Origin of the sequence: Maribacter luteus (assembly GCF_009674825.1) — a bacterium.
Lineage (GTDB): Bacteria > Bacteroidota > Bacteroidia > Flavobacteriales > Flavobacteriaceae > Maribacter_A > Maribacter_A luteus.
Map to the genome: position 1 here is coordinate 469830 of NZ_WKJH01000002.1, position 16779 is coordinate 486608.

13 protein-coding genes are annotated in these 16779 nt (G+C 43.0%); 10 read left to right on the plus strand and 3 right to left on the minus strand.

The genetic code is table 11. The features are described from left to right. Positions 1-18 precede the first annotated feature (18 nt). The 3 genes from GJ691_RS05240 to GJ691_RS05250 are packed head-to-tail and all read left to right on the plus strand — an operon-like array spanning position 19 to position 5722. Positions 19-2289 carry a glycoside hydrolase family 3 C-terminal domain-containing protein gene (locus GJ691_RS05240; protein ID WP_246200119.1) on the plus strand — a complete coding sequence of 757 codons (2271 nt, stop codon included), beginning with the start codon at positions 19-21 and terminating at the stop codon, positions 2287-2289. A gap of 10 nt (positions 2290-2299) precedes the next feature. After that, complete coding sequence (locus GJ691_RS05245) at positions 2300-4261, plus strand: sialate O-acetylesterase (protein WP_154364496.1); 1962 nt, start codon at positions 2300-2302, stop codon at positions 4259-4261. A 27-nt stretch (positions 4262-4288) separates the two neighbouring features. Then, a complete protein-coding gene (locus GJ691_RS05250) occupies positions 4289-5722 on the plus strand; it encodes a nucleoside hydrolase-like domain-containing protein (protein ID WP_154364499.1) in 1434 nt (477 codons plus the stop codon). 28 nt (positions 5723-5750) lie between these two features. Here GJ691_RS05250 and GJ691_RS05255 read toward each other — a convergent pair whose 3' ends face one another. Further along, positions 5751-6782 carry a LacI family DNA-binding transcriptional regulator gene (locus GJ691_RS05255; RefSeq protein WP_154364501.1) on the minus strand — a complete coding sequence of 344 codons (1032 nt, stop codon included), beginning with the start codon at positions 6780-6782 and terminating at the stop codon, positions 5751-5753. A gap of 406 nt (positions 6783-7188) precedes the next feature. Here GJ691_RS05255 and galB point away from each other — a divergent pair, with 406 nt between their 5' ends. After that, positions 7189-9870, plus strand: coding sequence for a beta-galactosidase GalB (galB, locus tag GJ691_RS05260; RefSeq protein WP_246200120.1), 2682 nt, complete (start codon positions 7189-7191; stop codon positions 9868-9870). Between the two features lie 88 nt (positions 9871-9958). Here galB and GJ691_RS05265 read toward each other — a convergent pair whose 3' ends face one another. Beyond that, a complete protein-coding gene (locus GJ691_RS05265) occupies positions 9959-10678 on the minus strand; it encodes a hypothetical protein (RefSeq protein WP_154364506.1) in 720 nt (239 codons plus the stop codon). A gap of 385 nt (positions 10679-11063) precedes the next feature. Here GJ691_RS05265 and GJ691_RS05270 point away from each other — a divergent pair, with 385 nt between their 5' ends. The 4 genes from GJ691_RS05270 to GJ691_RS05285 all read left to right on the plus strand — a co-directional run bounded on the left by GJ691_RS05270 (position 11064) and on the right by GJ691_RS05285 (position 14247). After that, complete coding sequence (locus GJ691_RS05270) at positions 11064-11222, plus strand: hypothetical protein (RefSeq protein ID WP_154364508.1); 159 nt, start codon at positions 11064-11066, stop codon at positions 11220-11222. A 77-nt stretch (positions 11223-11299) separates the two neighbouring features. After that, positions 11300-13240 (plus strand): tetratricopeptide repeat-containing sensor histidine kinase, encoded by a 1941-nt coding sequence (locus GJ691_RS05275; RefSeq protein ID WP_154364510.1) that lies wholly within the window; start codon positions 11300-11302, stop codon positions 13238-13240. 12 nt (positions 13241-13252) lie between these two features. Then, positions 13253-13918: a DNA-binding response regulator gene (locus GJ691_RS05280; protein WP_154364512.1), complete on the plus strand. Its 666-nt coding sequence runs from the start codon at positions 13253-13255 to the stop codon at positions 13916-13918. Positions 13919-14037: 119 nt separating this feature from the next. Continuing rightward, positions 14038-14247: a hypothetical protein gene (locus tag GJ691_RS05285; RefSeq protein WP_154364514.1), complete on the plus strand. Its 210-nt coding sequence runs from the start codon at positions 14038-14040 to the stop codon at positions 14245-14247. Between the two features lie 169 nt (positions 14248-14416). Here the strand turns inward: GJ691_RS05285 and GJ691_RS05290 are convergent, their stop codons facing one another. After that, entirely contained in the window at positions 14417-15226 is an 810-nt protein-coding gene (locus GJ691_RS05290; protein WP_154364516.1) for an endonuclease/exonuclease/phosphatase family protein, read from the minus strand. Positions 15227-15459: 233 nt separating this feature from the next. Here GJ691_RS05290 and GJ691_RS05295 point away from each other — a divergent pair, with 233 nt between their 5' ends. Both GJ691_RS05295 and GJ691_RS05300 read left to right on the plus strand, forming a co-directional pair. Next, entirely contained in the window at positions 15460-15765 is a 306-nt protein-coding gene (locus GJ691_RS05295; protein WP_154364518.1) for a hypothetical protein, read from the plus strand. Positions 15766-15792: 27 nt separating this feature from the next. After that, complete coding sequence (locus tag GJ691_RS05300; protein WP_154364520.1) at positions 15793-16518, plus strand: hypothetical protein; 726 nt, start codon at positions 15793-15795, stop codon at positions 16516-16518. Positions 16519-16779 lie beyond the last annotated feature (261 nt).

Sequence of the window (16779 nt, forward strand, 5' to 3'; positions counted from 1 at the left end):
CCAAAACAACCAACAATCATGAAAAAACAAATCGCAACAACCATATTTTATGCCCTACTCATTTTAGGTATGGGCGCTTGTGGGAATAAAAAGAACAATCCCTCGGCAACAACCCCAGACGCAGATGTTTTACAAAGTGACACCCTTGCCTTTCGCAATACTTCGCTTTCCTTGGATGAACGGGTACAGGATTTACTGTCAAGATTAACGCTTGAAGAAAAGATCGGCCAAATGATGAATGGTACACCTGAAATAAAGCGCTTGGGTATTCCGGCATATGACTATTGGAATGAAGCCCTCCATGGTGTCGGCCGCTCTACGGCTGCAACGGTTTTTCCGCAAGCCATTGGCCTAGGGGCCACTTTTGATACCGATTTAGCCTTTAGGGTGTCTTCGGCCATTTCTGATGAAGCGAGGGCCATATACAATGCCACGAACGAAAAAGGATACAACATACAATATAATGGATTAACCTTTTGGACCCCCAACATCAATATTTTTAGGGATCCTAGATGGGGGCGCGGCCAAGAAACGTACGGGGAAGACCCCTATTTGACGGCAATATTAGGACAAGCCTTTGTAAAAGGGCTACAGGGTGACAACCCGAATTATTTAAAAACCGCTGCCTGTGCCAAACATTTTGCCGTACACAGTGGTCCGGAAAAAATGAGGCATCAATTCAATGCGGAAGTGGGTCCGAGAGATTTATGGGAAACGTATCTACCGGCCTTTAAGGCATTGGTCGATGTTGATGTTGAAGCAGTTATGTGCGCGTATAACAGTACAAACGGTGAACCTTGCTGTTCAAACAACTATCTCATTACCGATGTTTTACGGAATGAATGGAATTTTAAAGGACATGTGCTCACTGATTGTGGTGCTTTGGTCGATTTATACAAACAACCCAACGAAGGGGGGCATGGCCGGGTTAAAACACCCGCCGAAGCCGCCGCCTTGGCCATAAAAAGCGGTATTAGCCTTAACTGTGGAAGTACCTATTCCTCTTTGGGTGATGCCGTTAAGGAAGGATTGATAACCGAAGCGGACATTGATGCGCAATTGGCCATCGTTTTAAAAACAAGGTTTAAACTGGGCTTGTTCGATCCCAAAGGAAGCAATCCTTATGATAACATCCCATTTGATGTGGTCAATAGTGAAGCCCATAGGGCCTTGTCCAAGGAAGTTGCCCAAAAAAGCATGGTGCTTTTAAAAAATAATGGTGTGCTGCCTTTACGAAACGACCTATCAAAATATTTCGTAACAGGTCCCAATGCCGCAAGTGTGGAAATACTTTTAGGTAATTATTATGGTGTCAACCCCAATATGGTTACCATTTTAGAGGGAATTAGCGCCGCGATACGTCCCACCAGTCAATTGCAGTATCGCCTGGGGGCCATGCTCAATAAACCATCGATAAACCCCATTAACTACGCTACCGGACATGCAGGGAACAGTGATGTGACCATAGTGGTCTTGGGAGTTTCCAGTCAAATCGAGGGTGAAGAAGGGGATTCCTTGGATTCCAACACCGCCGGAGATAGATTGGATTATGACCTCCCGGAGAACCAGATTGCGTATTTAAGGGAATTAAGGGAAAGAGCAGACCAAAATCCTGAGGACAAAAAGCCGATCGTAACGGTAATAACAAGCGGAAGTCCCATAAACCTTCAAGAAGTGGAGGCTTTATCCGATGCTGTCCTATTTGCCTGGTACCCCGGTGAAGAGGGAGGTACGGCGGTTGCGGATATTCTTTTCGGAAAGATATCCCCTTCAGGAAGACTCCCTATTACATTCCCTAAATCCTTGGACCAGATACCTGCTTTTGATGATTATTCCATGAAGGGAAGAACGTATAAATATATGGATGAGGATCCCATGTACCCGTTCGGATTTGGCTTAAGCTATACAACATTCACCTATGATGGCATAAAAGCGTCGTCCCCTTCAATCGTCAAAACGGAAAACCTTACTGTCGAGGTCAAGGTTACCAATTCAGGCAACATAGCATCCGATGAAGTGGTTCAGGTATATATATCGGATTTGGAAGCAACGGTCGCCGTTCCCAATTTTCAACTTATACATACCAAGCGAATCAAATTGGAACCCGGCATATCTACCAACCTGACATTTGAATTGACCCCGGAAGATTTCATGATCGTTCATAATGATGGCTCACGCAGTATAGAATCGGGTGAGTTCAACATATTCATCGGGGGTTCAAGTCCGATGGAACGAAGTTCTGAATTGGGTGCCCCAACAATGGCCAAAACAACAATTACCATAAACTAATTATAGTATAATGAACAGATTACAGGTTTTTATTGTCGCATTGACATTCTTACTATCCCATACGCTAATTGCCCAGATCAAACTCCCTAAATTAATAAGTGATGGCGTGGTATTACAAAGGGATACAAAAATCCCGGTATGGGGTTGGGCCAGTCCCAATGAAAAAGTAACCGTTCATTTCAACAACAGGCAATATAAGACCAAGACTACGAATGATGGCACATGGAATTTGAAATTGCCCAAAATGAAAGCTGGCGGACCATATACCATGATCGTTTCCGGTAAGAACCGTATAGAAATCAAGGATATCCTGATCGGGGATGTTTGGTTGTGCTCTGGGCAATCGAACATGGTACATCAATTGAATATCCATGATGTGCGATATGCCGATGAAATAAAGACGGCCAATTATCCAGAAATACGGCATTACGCAGTACCTAGGGCAACCAGTTTATCGGGGGTTCAGGATGATCTGGAAGGCGGTAATTGGCAAAAGGCCTTTGGAAAGGAAGTACGGCCTTTCTCGGCAGTTGCCTACTTTTTTGCCAAAAAAATATATGAAAAATACCATATTCCGATTGGGTTGATCAACGCCAGTGTAGGGGGCACACCTATTGAAGCCTGGATCGCTGAAGAGGGATTCAAGACCTACCCCGATATCCAGAAAATAATTGCGGAAAATAAGGATACGGCCTTTGTTAATCGTCAAAAAATAGCATTCCCTAAACAGGACAAGGAATCATCCCCAATACCATTGGACAAGGGTTTAAGCGGGGAGAAAACCTGGTACGATGTTACTTTTACACCCAAAAACTGGCGAAAGATCAATATTCCCGGTTATTGGGAAGACCAAGGTATCAAAGACCTGAATGGCGTGGTCTGGTATCGCAGGGAAATCGAGATTCCCCCATCCATGGTAGGGAAAAAAGCACGTGTATTTCTAGGTCGGATCGTTGATGCGGATGAGCTGTACATTAATGGCACAATGGTCGGAAAAACGACCTATCAATATCCGCAAAGACGCTATACCGTTCCTGAAAACCTTCTGAAAGCCGGTAAAAATACGTTTGTGATCCGAGTAACCAACTATAATCATAAAGGCGGTTTTGTTACCGTTAAACCTTACTGTATTTTCACTGACAAGGATACGGTAGACCTAAAAGGGTATTGGGATTATAAAGTTGGGGAGGTATTCAAACCCCAAGAATCTACCTTTCCAAAAAATACAGAGGACCCTACGATTAGAAAAATAAACCCACAGAACGAACCTACTGCCCTATTCAATGCCATGGTGGCGCCCTTTACTCAATCCCCCCTAAAAGGTGTTCTTTGGTATCAGGGAGAAAGTAATGCCGGACAACCCGAAAGATACGAAGGTTATATGCGCGCTTTGATAGGAAGTTGGCGACAGGTCTTCGATTCCCCTGACCTACCCTTTATCTATGCACAGCTTCCAAATTTCATGGAGGTATCCTACTTGCCTTGTGAAAGCGATTGGGCCGAGCTGAGGGAATCACAATTCAAGGCGCTTTCGGTTCCCAACACGGCCATGACGGTCAATATCGATTTAGGGGAATGGAACGATATCCACCCGGACAATAAAAAGGATGTCGGGGAGCGCATGGCATTAGCCGGATTAAAATTGGCCTACAACGAAGACCTTGTATACTCGGGTCCTCTGTACAAGGAACATGAAATTAAAGAAAATAAAGTAATCATTACATTCGATCATACCGGCAGTGGGTTAACCACGAATGACAACAAAGCCTTGAGTGAATTCGCCATAGCCGGAGAAGACGGGCAATTTATTTGGGCAAAGGCCAAAATAGAAGGCGATAAGGTCGTAGTGTGGAATGATGACATTCCCACACCGAAGTACGTTCGCTATGCTTGGGCAGACAATCCGGACAATCCTAATTTATATAACAAGGAAGGCTTACCGGCATCACCATTTTGCATTAAGGAACAATAAGGAAATAATAAAACAAATACCATATTCATGAGAATTCTTTTCGTTTTTACCGCAATCATTGGATTGTCTTTCGTACAATCCCTTACGGCCCAGACCCCTCAGAAAAATAGGGTCATTATTCTATCGGATATCGAAGCTGACCCCGATGATACCCAATCTTTTGTTCGCTTATTATTGTATTCGAACCAAATAGATATCAAAGGGATGGTCGCCACAACATCCTGCTGGCATAAAACAAGTGTTGACCCAAAATTTATTGAAAAGGTCATACACGCTTACGGAAAAGTGCACCCCAACCTTGAAAAACACGAAAAGGGATTTCCGTCGGAGAAAGAACTCCTATCCCTAGTAAAAAGTGGCCTGCCCAAATATGGAATGCTCGGCGTTGGCAAAGACCAAGATTCCGAAGGGTCGGATTGGATCATTAAAGTCTTAGAGGAAGATGATGATCGACCCCTATGGATATCAGCGTGGGGCGGTGCGAACACCCTAGCACAATCGCTTTACAAGATCCAAAAGACAAAGTCTAAAAAGCAAGCTGCCAAACTGATCTCAAAACTGAGGGTTTACACAATTTCCGACCAGGACGACAGTGGTATTTGGATCCGCGACAATTTTCCCGATCTCTTCTTTGTTGTAAGTCCGGGCGATCATTATGCCAGTGCCACATGGACGGGCATCAATAGCTTCTTCAAGGGTTTGAACAATGAGGTGATTACCAACACTTGGATAGCCGATAACATACAACAGGGTCATGGCCCCCTAGGTACTGAATATCCAGATGTATCTTGGGGTGTTGAAGGTGACACACCTTCATTCCTATCGTTGATACCGAACGGACTCAACAGTCCGGAACATCCGGAATGGGGGGCTTGGGGAGGACGATACGAATTGTATAAACCCGATTTCTCAAAAACGAAAAAAGGGGGCTCCATTGTCCCAATTGCACCGGAGACAAGGGAGATATATACGAATGCCAACGACCATTACACCCCATATATACCCAGCGCATATGGTAGGGCGGTAAAAAAGGATACCGTTACATTCGACGATTTTAAAATAACCCTTGCCCGCTGGCGTGAGGACTTCCAGAATGATTTTGCCGCACGTATGGATTGGTGCTTAAGTTCTTACAACGAAGCCAACCATGCACCGGTACCTGTACTAAGCCATCCCGATCGCATAACGGTAAAATCCGGCGAAGGTTTTGGTTTGGATGCCAGTCAGTCAACCGATCCCGATGGGGACAATCTCAGTTTCCTGTGGTTCAACTATCCAGAGGCTGGATCTTACAAGAAAGAGATTAAGATCAATGGGGCAGAAAATGCACATGGAGCATATATCACGGCCCCTGTAGTGGACAAGAAAGAGACAGCACATTTTATCCTTAAGTTGACCGATAAGGGAACTCCGGCCCTAACACGGTACAAAAGGATCATTGTGACCATTGTGCCCAAATAACAGAGATCATTTAAATATATAGGGGGGGTTATTTGCGCTTTGAGGATTCCCGTATGATCAATTTGGTATTCAATACCGTGAACTCCTTCAAATCACTCTTCACCTTGGTTTGTAGCTGATTTAGGATTTTCTCTGCCGCTGTTTCCCCCATTTTAAATGCAGGGTGGTCAATCGTTGATAAGGCGGGATCAACGATTTTCGAAATAGGATCGTTGTTGAAGCCGATGACTGCCAGATCTTGAGGTATTTTCACGTTTTTTTTCTTAGCCACTTGAATCGCAGCCACTGCCGTTGTATCATTGGATGCGAAAATTCCGTCTGGCGGATTTTTGGAATCAAGCAAGTCACTGGTTATCGTTTCGGCTTCCTCGTAACTCAAGGTTTTAAAGGGTATTATCAAATCGGCATCGACCTTCAAACCATGATCCTTTAAGGCATCTATATATCCCCTTTCCCGTTCGCTGTACACCATTCTGAATTTAGATCCCGAAAAATGGGCGATGCGTTTGCACCCTTGTTCAATTAAGTGTTCGGTAGCCTCGTACCCCGCCGCATAATTATCAATGGTGATATGGGTACAAGCAATATCCTTAGGTGTCCTATCCACAAAAATTATCGGAACCCCATTTTCCAAAAATTGTTGAAAATGGTCATTCTCTTGGGTCTCCATGGCTACGGAACAAATAACTCCGCTCACCCTATTGTTATAGAGGACTTTCATCATCTCTACCTCATTTTCATAAGAATCGTTGGATTGGATGATGATCACATTATAACCCTGTTTCTGTAAGGCCCCTTCGATGCCACTAACCAATGATGCCATAAACGGTCTATTGATCCTAGGAATCAGAACGCCGATGGTCCTTGTTTTTTTGTTACGCAAACTAGCGGCCATTATATTGGGACGAAAACCCATTTCCTCCGCAGTTCTTTTTACTTTCTCAGTAGTTTTCTTACCGATACTATGATGGTCTTTCAACGCCCTGGAAATTGTTGATGTGGCTAGACCCAATTTTTCGGCAATATCATATATGGTAACTTCCTTCTTTGGCTTTTTCATCGTATTCAATAATTCAATTTAGGCAATGCAGTATTTTTTTTGGAAAGTCATTCTTTTTCGAATCAAAACCAAGCCATAAATGATTAAAGTAAAATCCAAATATACAGCTTTAAAACAAATTATAATTTAACTTTAAACGTCCTATCCACTACAAAAGTCAGGGCTGCGCTTAGGTTACATTCAATATTATATGACGGGGTTCCATTTCTTAATATAAAAAAATTTAATTCTTTAAGCAACCGATTGTTACAAATGGTCGGGAAACAATATCTTAGTGGAACTTGATTTCTAAATATTCTTCATAGAAAAGGAAAAAAGAATACATAAGCATAAAAGAAAGATGAAAAACCGATATAAACCTAACAGAAAACCCTTAGTCCTATTATTCCTCATAGGTTTTTTGTTCATGAGCTGTAAAGACTCTACCGAATCGTTCAATCGTGAGCGCATTTCTATAAATGAAGGTTGGAAATTCATGAAGTATGACTCACCGGAAATTGCGGATAGCCTATTTTATGATTTGCGCCCTGAAGTTCTCACTGTGAATGACAGCAAAGCAGCGGATACCCCTGCCACGGAAGCCGAGAAACTTCAAGCCTCTAAAAAAGCCTTAAAACCTTACATCTTACCCACGGCCAACGCTTTTATAAAAGACCCATCAAAACATCATACACGCCCCGAAGGACATCCCGGTACCGATTTCCCCTTGCTGCAATCCAATTTTGATGACAATGGATGGGAAAACGTAACCCTACCCCACGATTGGGCCATTGCAGGTCCGTTTCAAGAGGGCCCTAACACCGAGGTCGGTGGTGGCATGGGGCGTTTGCCCAGTAACGGCATTGCTTGGTATAGACGACAAATAGACATTTACAAGACAGATAAGGACAAAATTATTTACTTAGACATCGACGGAGCCATGTCCTATGCCATGGTCTGGTTAAACGGACATTTAGTGGGCGGCTGGCCCTATGGTTATAATTCCTTTCGATTAGACCTAACACCCCATATCAATTTCGAAGGCATCAATCAATTGGCCATACGATTGGACAATCCCAACCACTCCGCCCGTTGGTATCCTGGCGGTGGCCTATATCGCAATGTATGGCTGACCAAAACGAGCAAAGTGCATGTTGCCCACTGGGGAACTACGGTAACCACTTCAAAGGTTTCCAAGGCATCAGCAAGAATAGGGTTAAAGGTTCAAGTAGAGAATCGTTCGGGTTTCGATACCGAAATCGAGACCATAACCAAAATATACACCATTAACCACGGAACCGTTGGGAAGCAAATGGCTGTCATGGAAAAGGTAACGACCAAGATCCAGGCAGGAAACACTGCGACGATAAACACTACTACCACCTTGGAAAACCCAAAACTTTGGGGGCCTTTACCTACACAGACACCCCATCTTTACAGGGCCATTACCCATATCTCCCATAATGGGGTCGACATTGACACCTATACAACCGATTTCGGCATAAGGGACATAAAATTTGACCCCAATCAAGGGATTATGGTCAATAACGAATTAATCAAGCTTCAAGGGGTCAATGAGCATCACGACCTAGGTGCCCTCGGTGCCGCCTTCAATGTCAGTGCCGCAGCACGTAAACTCCGTATTTTAAAGGATATGGGGGTCAATGCCATCAGAATGGCCCACAATCCTCCAGCGCCAGAGCTGTTGGAATTAACCGATAAAATGGGGTTTTTGGTGATTGATGAAGTGTTCGACTCCTGGAAGAGAAAAAAGACACCCCACGATTTCCATTTGATTTTCCCCGATTGGTACGAAGCAGATGCCCGGGCCATGGTACGCAGGGATAAAAACCACCCTTCCATTGTAATTTGGAGTTACGGCAATGAAGTGGGAGAGCAATATACCGATGTTGAAGGTGCTACAATTGGAAAAACCTTGTCAGCTATCATCAAGGACGAGGACCCCACCCGGCCAACGACCAGTGCCATGAATTGGGCAAAATCAGATATGCCGTTCGCCTCGGCGATGCATGTCATCAGTCTCAATTACCAAGGGGAGGGCATTCGGCAAGACCCTATTTTTGACACCGTAACCGATCGGATAAAGACCAAACCCCAATACGGACCATTTCACGAAAAATTCCCCAACAAAGTCATTCTAAGTAGCGAAACAGCTTCTGCCGCGAGTAGTCGTGGGGTATACTTGTTTCCCGTGTCGGACATGACCAGTTCCCCGATCCGCGATGGTATGGGAGGTGACTCCAACATCAAACAGGTCAGTGCCTACGAACTTTATGCCGTTGATTTCGGTTCAAGTGCCGACAAAGTCTTTGCCTCCCTGGACAAGCACCCCTACTCTGCGGGTGAATTTGTATGGACCGGTTTTGACTACCTCGGCGAACCTACCCCCTATTATGAATCCAGGAATTCGTATAATGGGATCATTGATTTGGCAGGCTTTCCCAAAGACCGCTATTACCTATACCAATCTAGATGGCGTCCCGATCTGCCCATGGTGCATATATTACCCCATTGGAATTGGCCTGATCGTATCGGTAAGACCACCCCTGTACATGTTTTTACCTCAGGGGATGAAGTTGAGCTGTTCCTGAATGGAATATCGTTGGGACGTAAGAAAAAAGAAGCTTTTACCTATCGCTTACGATGGGACGATGTCATCTACCAGCCGGGGGAATTAAAAGCAGTTGCCTATAAAAAAGGGAGTTTTTGGTCCCAGACAACCGTAAAAACCACAGGGGAACCTGCCCAAATAGCCGCTCTTGCCGATAGGAATGAAATCTATGCCGATGGAAAAGACCTCTCCTTTATCACCATACAACTAACCGATACCGATGGCTTAATCGTACCGACAGCCGATAATACCATAGTATTTGAGGTGGAAGGACCAGGAGAGATCATTGCCACTGATAATGGAGATCCAACCGATATGACCGAATTCCCTTCAACCCAACGCAAGGCCTTTAATGGTTTGGCCTTGGTTGTCGTACGTTCCATTGCCGGGAAAACCGGGAAAATCACAGTGACGATGGAATCCGATGGATTAAAAGCATCCCAAATAGAATTGACTGCTATTCAAAAAAAGCCGTAGACACCAAAAAAATATGCCCCAGAGGTGGCCTCGCCATTCACAGGCCAAAATCTTGTGCCTAATAGCGTTACCCATCTAGTGATGCATCTTACTTTAAAAAAGAATCCTCATGATTCGTATGCATGGGCACATATTTCTGGATAATATAAGGTGTAATCTCATCGAGCGTTTTCCCGGTTACAGGATGAAGTCCGGGAGCCGTAAAATATTCTATTTCGCCTTCTTTGGTTTTATGGTACCAGATTAGGGGCCGTTGGTTTACTTCGGAAAAAAATGGGGTTGACATGGTTACCTCAACCTTTTTCAAATTCACGAATTTTGATTTGTCATAAGGTACTACGGCCATTCCGTTTAGGGAGGAGGGTTCCGCACTGCATGATACTTCCTTATAATGGGTTTGGTCCCATACCATACACTTCGGTTCTTGGTTCATCCGCACTAAGGATGTTATTGAGAATACCCCGATGGTCATACCGATCAAGTACAGTATCCATTTCATTTGAACGCCACCCTTATCAGATACCCCTCTGTCCTCTTCCTTGGTCGGTAAAGCATTCTTGCTCACATATTCGGCATAGTTTTCATAGTCTAGGTACCGGCATAAAAGATCAACACTGTCCGCATTTGGACTACCCTGTTCCAAATCCCCGTTTATATAGCGATCATAGGCCCTTTCCAAGGTTTTGGAACTGAGTCCGGTTGCATCGCTTACATACTTTGACAACGCATATCGGGAATGCGAAACACATCCGAATTTCGCCTTATCGAATACCCTACGAACAATTTCCTCTATCCTTATCTCATCCATCGCCTTAAAAGTACAAATTTCCTGTCGACAAATTACCGGGATAAGAGCTCTGAACCGTTGATTTTATGGGTGTCGAAAAACTGTCTAACACAAGTCGGCCCTTTGTCTATAATCAAAAGCCGCCCTTCTATTTACTTTGTTCAACGAATGGTTACAGCGATGCTTTGCTAACATCGTAATTCTAGAAAACCATTCTTATGGAAATCGACAATGTGGACAGGGTTCGACCCGACCGGGAAGTAGGTTGAAACCTGCCGCATCTAGATTTCCCCTTCCTGGACAGAAGGGATATCCCCTTTAAAATCAAGAGCGACCGATCATCGCAAAATTCACTGAAACAATAATTCGGACAGCCATTGGTATGCCCGATTTTAAAACAATAATCATGAAAAAAATCTTAATAGCCGTACTGGTCATCGTAATGAATACCGTCTTGTTTTCCTGTAACCCTGATTCCGTTGCCGAATCGGATGCCCTTTACAATCTACAGGCAGTCGAAGGTGATGATGGTAATGTTCCACCACCGCCACCAGAAGACGAGTAGAAAGATTCAATTTTTATTTGGGCCATACCTTCGGGTATAGCCCATTTTTGAATACTTTTATCGCAAAAGTATTTCTTTTGAATAGGGTATTGATTTTAGCTTGTATCTCACTTTTTATTTCCTGTACTACCGATCACGGGAAAAACACTTCGAATACAGAAGTGGCCAACGATAGCGCCCTTTTTTACTATATCTCAGCAAAGGCTAAGAACAATCCTTTGAAGAAGCGATATACGGCCATAAACAAATCTTTGGGGTTCCAAAAAGAGCGCGAAAAAGACACGTTATACACCTTGACCCTATATCAAAAAAACCTGATTCACCTTTCATTGAAAGAATTTGATAGCCTCCAGGTATACAGCGATCTACTTATCGACCATGCCTTAAAAACCAATGACGATGCCATCCTAAGCAGGCAATACTATTTAATGGGCTATTATTATGATTATATCGCCCAAAAGCCACAAAAGGCATTTTACGAATACAATAACGCCAAAAACTATAAGAAACGGATCAACGATAGCAGTTGGGTAGGTAAAAACCTGTATAATATGGCCATCATCCAAAAGACCCACAACGACTTTTTTGGGAGTAAGGAAACCATTACCGAGGCACTTCAATATTTAAATGAAAATAAGGACACCAAATATATTTCTTCATCCTATGATGTGCTTGCCACTGATCACCGGAAGTTATTGAACCATGAGGAAGCGATAAAATATCATTTAAAGGCCATTTCCAGCACGCAATCGGACAAGGACAGATTGATCTATCAAAACAATTTGGCCGCTACTTATATCGATTTCAACAAACCCAAGGAGGCCATTGGTTTACTGAACGAAATTTTGAACGTCCCCGAATTGCAAAAGAACAAAACCGAATATGCCCGGGTACTCGACAATCTTGCCTATGCCCGTTGGTTGGCCAAGGAAGAGGTAACGGCGGAGGCATTCACTCATCCGTTGGGTATACGCAAGAAAAACAAGGACCATAGGGGACAATTGGCCAGTTACACCCATTTAGGGGAATATTATCTCCCGATTGACCGTCAAAAAGCAAGCCTGTATTTTGATTCCCTTATTCAATTGTCGAAGACCATGAACATTCCCAGGGCGGAACAGGATGCCTTAAAACATTTAATACAGCTACAACCCGATAACGTAAACTTTCGGGACCGCTATGTTTTTCTACAGGACAGTCTTTATGAACAGGAACTTAAGGTAAAAACCCAATTTGCCAAATACAAGTACGATGATACCTTAAAACAGGAATCCATCTTACGTCTGGAAAAGGAAAATGCGGAACGTGCCTTGGAGGTTGCCGAAGAACGGAACAAAAAGATCATGTCCTATGCGGGGTTGATATTCGTTCTACTATCCTCAACGTTTATAGGTTATTTTTTAATACAACGGGGCAGACGTATACAACAGAAAAACAAAATCGCCGTTTTACAGGCCACTTATGAAACCGAAGCTGCACTCTCCAGAAAATTACATGACGATTTTGGGGGTAAACTCAACCACGCCATGCTTTTGCTCCAAAATGGGTCCGACCCCGATAAAGTCCTCGATATCGTAGAGGTTTTATACAACCAAAGTCGAAATTTCTCTAGAAAGATCAATGATGTGGATACCGGACCACTTTTTAAGGAATCTTTATTCGGAATGTTGGGCACCTATTGTAAAAATGCCCAATTGATCGTTACGGGCAGCAAGGAAATCAACTGGGACCAAATTTCGGCACTGACCAAGAAAACCCTGTACAAGGTACTTCAGGAGTTAATGACCAATATGCAAAAACATAGTTCGGCCACCATGGTCTCTATAGATTTTGAACAGACCAAGAAGATATTCCGGGTCGAATATATGGATAATGGCGTCGGTGCATCAAAAGAGGCCATACAAAATAAAAATGGACTTTGGAATACAGAAAAGCGTATTGATGCCATAAATGGAAGTATTAATTTTGAATCGGAGAAGGGTGATGGTTTTAAGGCCCTAATCGAAATTCCGAATTAAAAAGTACAGACCATGTTCAAAAAAATACTGCTTGCCGAAGATTTTCAAGATACCAATAAAGGAATCGTAGATGCCCTGGAAAATAGATTCCAAATAGAGAACATTCAAGAAGAATTGTATTGCGACAAGGCTTTTAACCGTTTTAAGGTAGCCCATGCCCAAGGGGAACCGTACGATCTTCTTATTACCGACCTTTCGTTTAAGGAAAGCCATGTAGAGCGAAGGCTTACTTCTGGCAAAGAACTTATCCAGGCCGTCAGGAGTATAGACCCCGATATTAAGATCATCGTAAACTCCATGATAGACAACCCCATAGAAATAAATCCGTTGTTTACTGAATTCAAGATAAATGGTTATGTATGCAAGGGCCGTAATAGCCTTAATGAACTGATAATGGCCATGGAGGAAGTTCGGCAGAACAGAACCTTTGTTTCTCCCCAGATCAACTTGAACAGTGCCAATAATGTTATTGAGATGGACAAGTACGACATTATGATCCTTAAAGACCTTGCCGACGGACTTACCAAGAAAGAGATTTCAAAAAGATTGAAGAAGAACAAAATCTCACCCAATAGCGAAAGTACCATAGATAAAAAAATAAGTCGGTTGTTCGATGAATTCGGGGCCAAGAACACCCACCACCTGATCGCCAAGCTCATTAAACAGGGTAGGATCTAAAACTACACCCCTCACTATCATCCCCAACAACAAAAAATTTTAAATCCCTTACGGAAATCTGTAAGGGATTCTTTTTTAATGGTCATAAGTTTGGCATGGTTAATTTCAATACTAACGGAATGACAAAGTACTTCGTAAACATGACCGCCCAGCCCAATGGGGACCATGAGGTTCATAAAGAAGGCTGCTATTGGCTTTCCCTTGCTTTGGATACTAAAGAATTAGGGGTGTTTACAGATTGCCATGCGGCCGTTGTAAAAGCGATGGACTATTATCCAAGTTCTGCAAATGGTTGTAGATCCTGCTCAAAAAAATGTCATTCGTCTTAAGTGCGGATTGCATATGGATAGCGGGGGCAGAATAAATGTTCATTCAATTTGTAAAACGATAAACAACGAAAGTTATACTGGCCGGCTTACCGAAAAGGTAATAGGGGGTTTCATCAATTTGGTAAGCATGGCCTTTTTTCAAAGTACAAAAGGTATATTTAGTTCACTATCACAACCCAAACCTTAAATAAACGGGTAAATGATCCGAGAGTTTCCTGGCCGTATCCAAATCATCACAAAAACGCACAAAATCCAACACCCCACTATCGACCTTTCGAATATCTTTAGAGTAAAAGATATTGTCAATGGCGTGGTTTAAATAGCCTTCCCCATTACATGCCTTTTTCAAGGTCGTTTTTTGGTCGGTTAGGGCCGCCATGAACCCTTTATGTTTAAAACCATCAAAAACGGGATGGTTCTCATTAACATTAAAATCGCCCGCCAGAATAATGGGCGTAGTGTCATTACTAACAATATAATCGGTCAGGGCGGCAATTTCCGTCTCCGGGTCATGGTCGTGCGGTCTGGAATGGAAGTTGATCAAAGTAACTTTTTTTCCATCTATAAAGACATCCAACAAAAAAGGTTCCCGATCTATAAGGGCATCCAACTCCTGAATCAGGTAACCCCTGTTTTTTATTTTTATATGCTTGGTTTTCCAGATTAGGGCATAACGTTCGGTAACATATTTGGGACTGTTCGTGGGGTTACTGATCACATAATCCCATTTGCTCCCTTTTCGGTTAAGGATATCGCTAAGTTTGGCCACGGCCTGGGCACCACCATAACCCGCAACCACCTCTTGTATCACCAAAATATCGGCATCCCTGACAATTTCGGCAATCTGTTCCAATTCCGCCGAATTTTTGGTTCTCCCAAAATCCTGGATATTCCATGAAATAAGTTCCAGGCCCTCTTTTTGTGAAAAGGTTGCCATTGAAAAAAACAGAAATAATAAGAGAATCGCCTTTCTATACATACCCATGGTTTACCAACATCGCAAATTTAACCAATGTCTGCCATAACGCTTTACGGTTTTCCGTAATGCGGCCCTGTATTTGCTTCCTGGCCATGGGCAAAGAACCAAAAAGACCATAAACCGATCCCCTTTTAAAAGTCCAAAAACAAAAAAAGTTAAATCCCTTACGGAAATCTGTAAGGAATTCATTTTTTATGGCCATAGCTTTATACTGGAATTTACATTGACCCCCTATGAAAGCACATATTTTAACAAGTGCCTTTGCCGCACTGCTATTGTCCTGCACCTCCCCATTAGACCGGAAATTCAATGAAAACACCTCCCATAAGGACTTAAAAGCCATAGAAAAACATCTTGATTCCGCAGATTTTCGACTACTCGGCGGTTCTTTGGTACGATTAAAGATCGAGGAAAAGGAATTGGAAACCATGACCTATGCCGAAATATTGGAACTGGGCAAAAGGTGGAAGATCGAGCAACAAATAAAGCGAAACAAGGAAATGATAGATTATATAGACCACCGGGACAGTACCGATTAAAACATATTAAAACCAAATACCCAACCCATGAAAAAACCGATTATACTACTTACGATTTTATTTCTATTGCTACCTAAACACAACCATGCCCAGGACAAAGGTGCCGTGGTCGCAGGCGCTGTTGGTGCCTTGGCGGCCATTGGTGCCGGTGTTGCGGCGATAGAACAGATGAAAGAGCGCGCTGAACTTACCGCTACCGAATGGTTATTGGCCAACAATCCTGAAATGAACAGTTTTTCCCTAAAAACCATGGATTTTGATGGCAAAAAATTGAAAGACATGTCCTCAACCTCTGTCATTACCTTTAAAATACAGGAGTTCGTACCCGCCGACAATCCGGAATTGGATGGCAAAAAACAGGTGTTATTGGGCTTTACCAGTCATGGTTGGATCAATGAATACGGTATCGATTTCAATAAGATCAAATGGTTCTTGATCGACAAACCCGAATGGACGAGAATGATGGTCGCCTACGTACGGGTGGCCTCCGGGGAATGGGTGAACACACATGTCGAGGAAACATTGACCCAAGGCAAAATAGTAAACAAAGGGGTAAAGGTAAAAAGTAAGATGGCGATACCCTTTTACAAACTCTCTGGCGATATGTACGTGGTAACCGACTATTCCGATGACATGAAGTTTATCTACAACGAACGCTCCCTTGGTATATTCTTAAAAGCCACCAAAGACCTGGTACAGATCAAACGGGGCAGCCTTATTGAACTGCACGAGTTCTTTTTTGAGGAAGTATAATGCTGGTATAATGGGATGAAAATGTAGCCATTTCTATCGAATGACCATGCTCCAAAAAACTATTCATCGTAGTCACAAAAAACTAATTGCAAAACATCAATTTAGAAACATATTGTCTAAATGTTATGGGCGAGATTAAGAACTGAAAAATGAAACAAAAGAAAAAAAACCAATGCTCCACGACACTTCTTGAAATACAATTTCAACTTACAAAAAATTAAATGTGGTACCAGTTACCACTATACCAAACACGGCAAAACA

Coding starts and splice junctions, on each gene's coding strand:
- GJ691_RS05240 (WP_246200119.1), top strand. CDS start 19: ATGAAAAAACAAATCGCAACAACCATATTTTATGCCCTACTCATTTTA.
- GJ691_RS05245 (WP_154364496.1), top strand. CDS start 2,300: ATGAACAGATTACAGGTTTTTATTGTCGCATTGACATTCTTACTATCC.
- GJ691_RS05250 (WP_154364499.1), top strand. CDS start 4,289: ATGAGAATTCTTTTCGTTTTTACCGCAATCATTGGATTGTCTTTCGTA.
- GJ691_RS05255 (WP_154364501.1), bottom strand. CDS start 6,782: ATGAAAAAGCCAAAGAAGGAAGTTACCATATATGATATTGCCGAAAAA.
- galB (WP_246200120.1), top strand. CDS start 7,189: ATGAGCTGTAAAGACTCTACCGAATCGTTCAATCGTGAGCGCATTTCT.
- GJ691_RS05265 (WP_154364506.1), bottom strand. CDS start 10,678: ATGGATGAGATAAGGATAGAGGAAATTGTTCGTAGGGTATTCGATAAG.
- GJ691_RS05270 (WP_154364508.1), top strand. CDS start 11,064: ATGAAAAAAATCTTAATAGCCGTACTGGTCATCGTAATGAATACCGTC.
- GJ691_RS05280 (WP_154364512.1), top strand. CDS start 13,253: ATGTTCAAAAAAATACTGCTTGCCGAAGATTTTCAAGATACCAATAAA.
- GJ691_RS05285 (WP_154364514.1), top strand. CDS start 14,038: ATGACAAAGTACTTCGTAAACATGACCGCCCAGCCCAATGGGGACCAT.
- GJ691_RS05290 (WP_154364516.1), bottom strand. CDS start 15,226: ATGTATAGAAAGGCGATTCTCTTATTATTTCTGTTTTTTTCAATGGCA.
- GJ691_RS05295 (WP_154364518.1), top strand. CDS start 15,460: ATGAAAGCACATATTTTAACAAGTGCCTTTGCCGCACTGCTATTGTCC.
- GJ691_RS05300 (WP_154364520.1), top strand. CDS start 15,793: ATGAAAAAACCGATTATACTACTTACGATTTTATTTCTATTGCTACCT.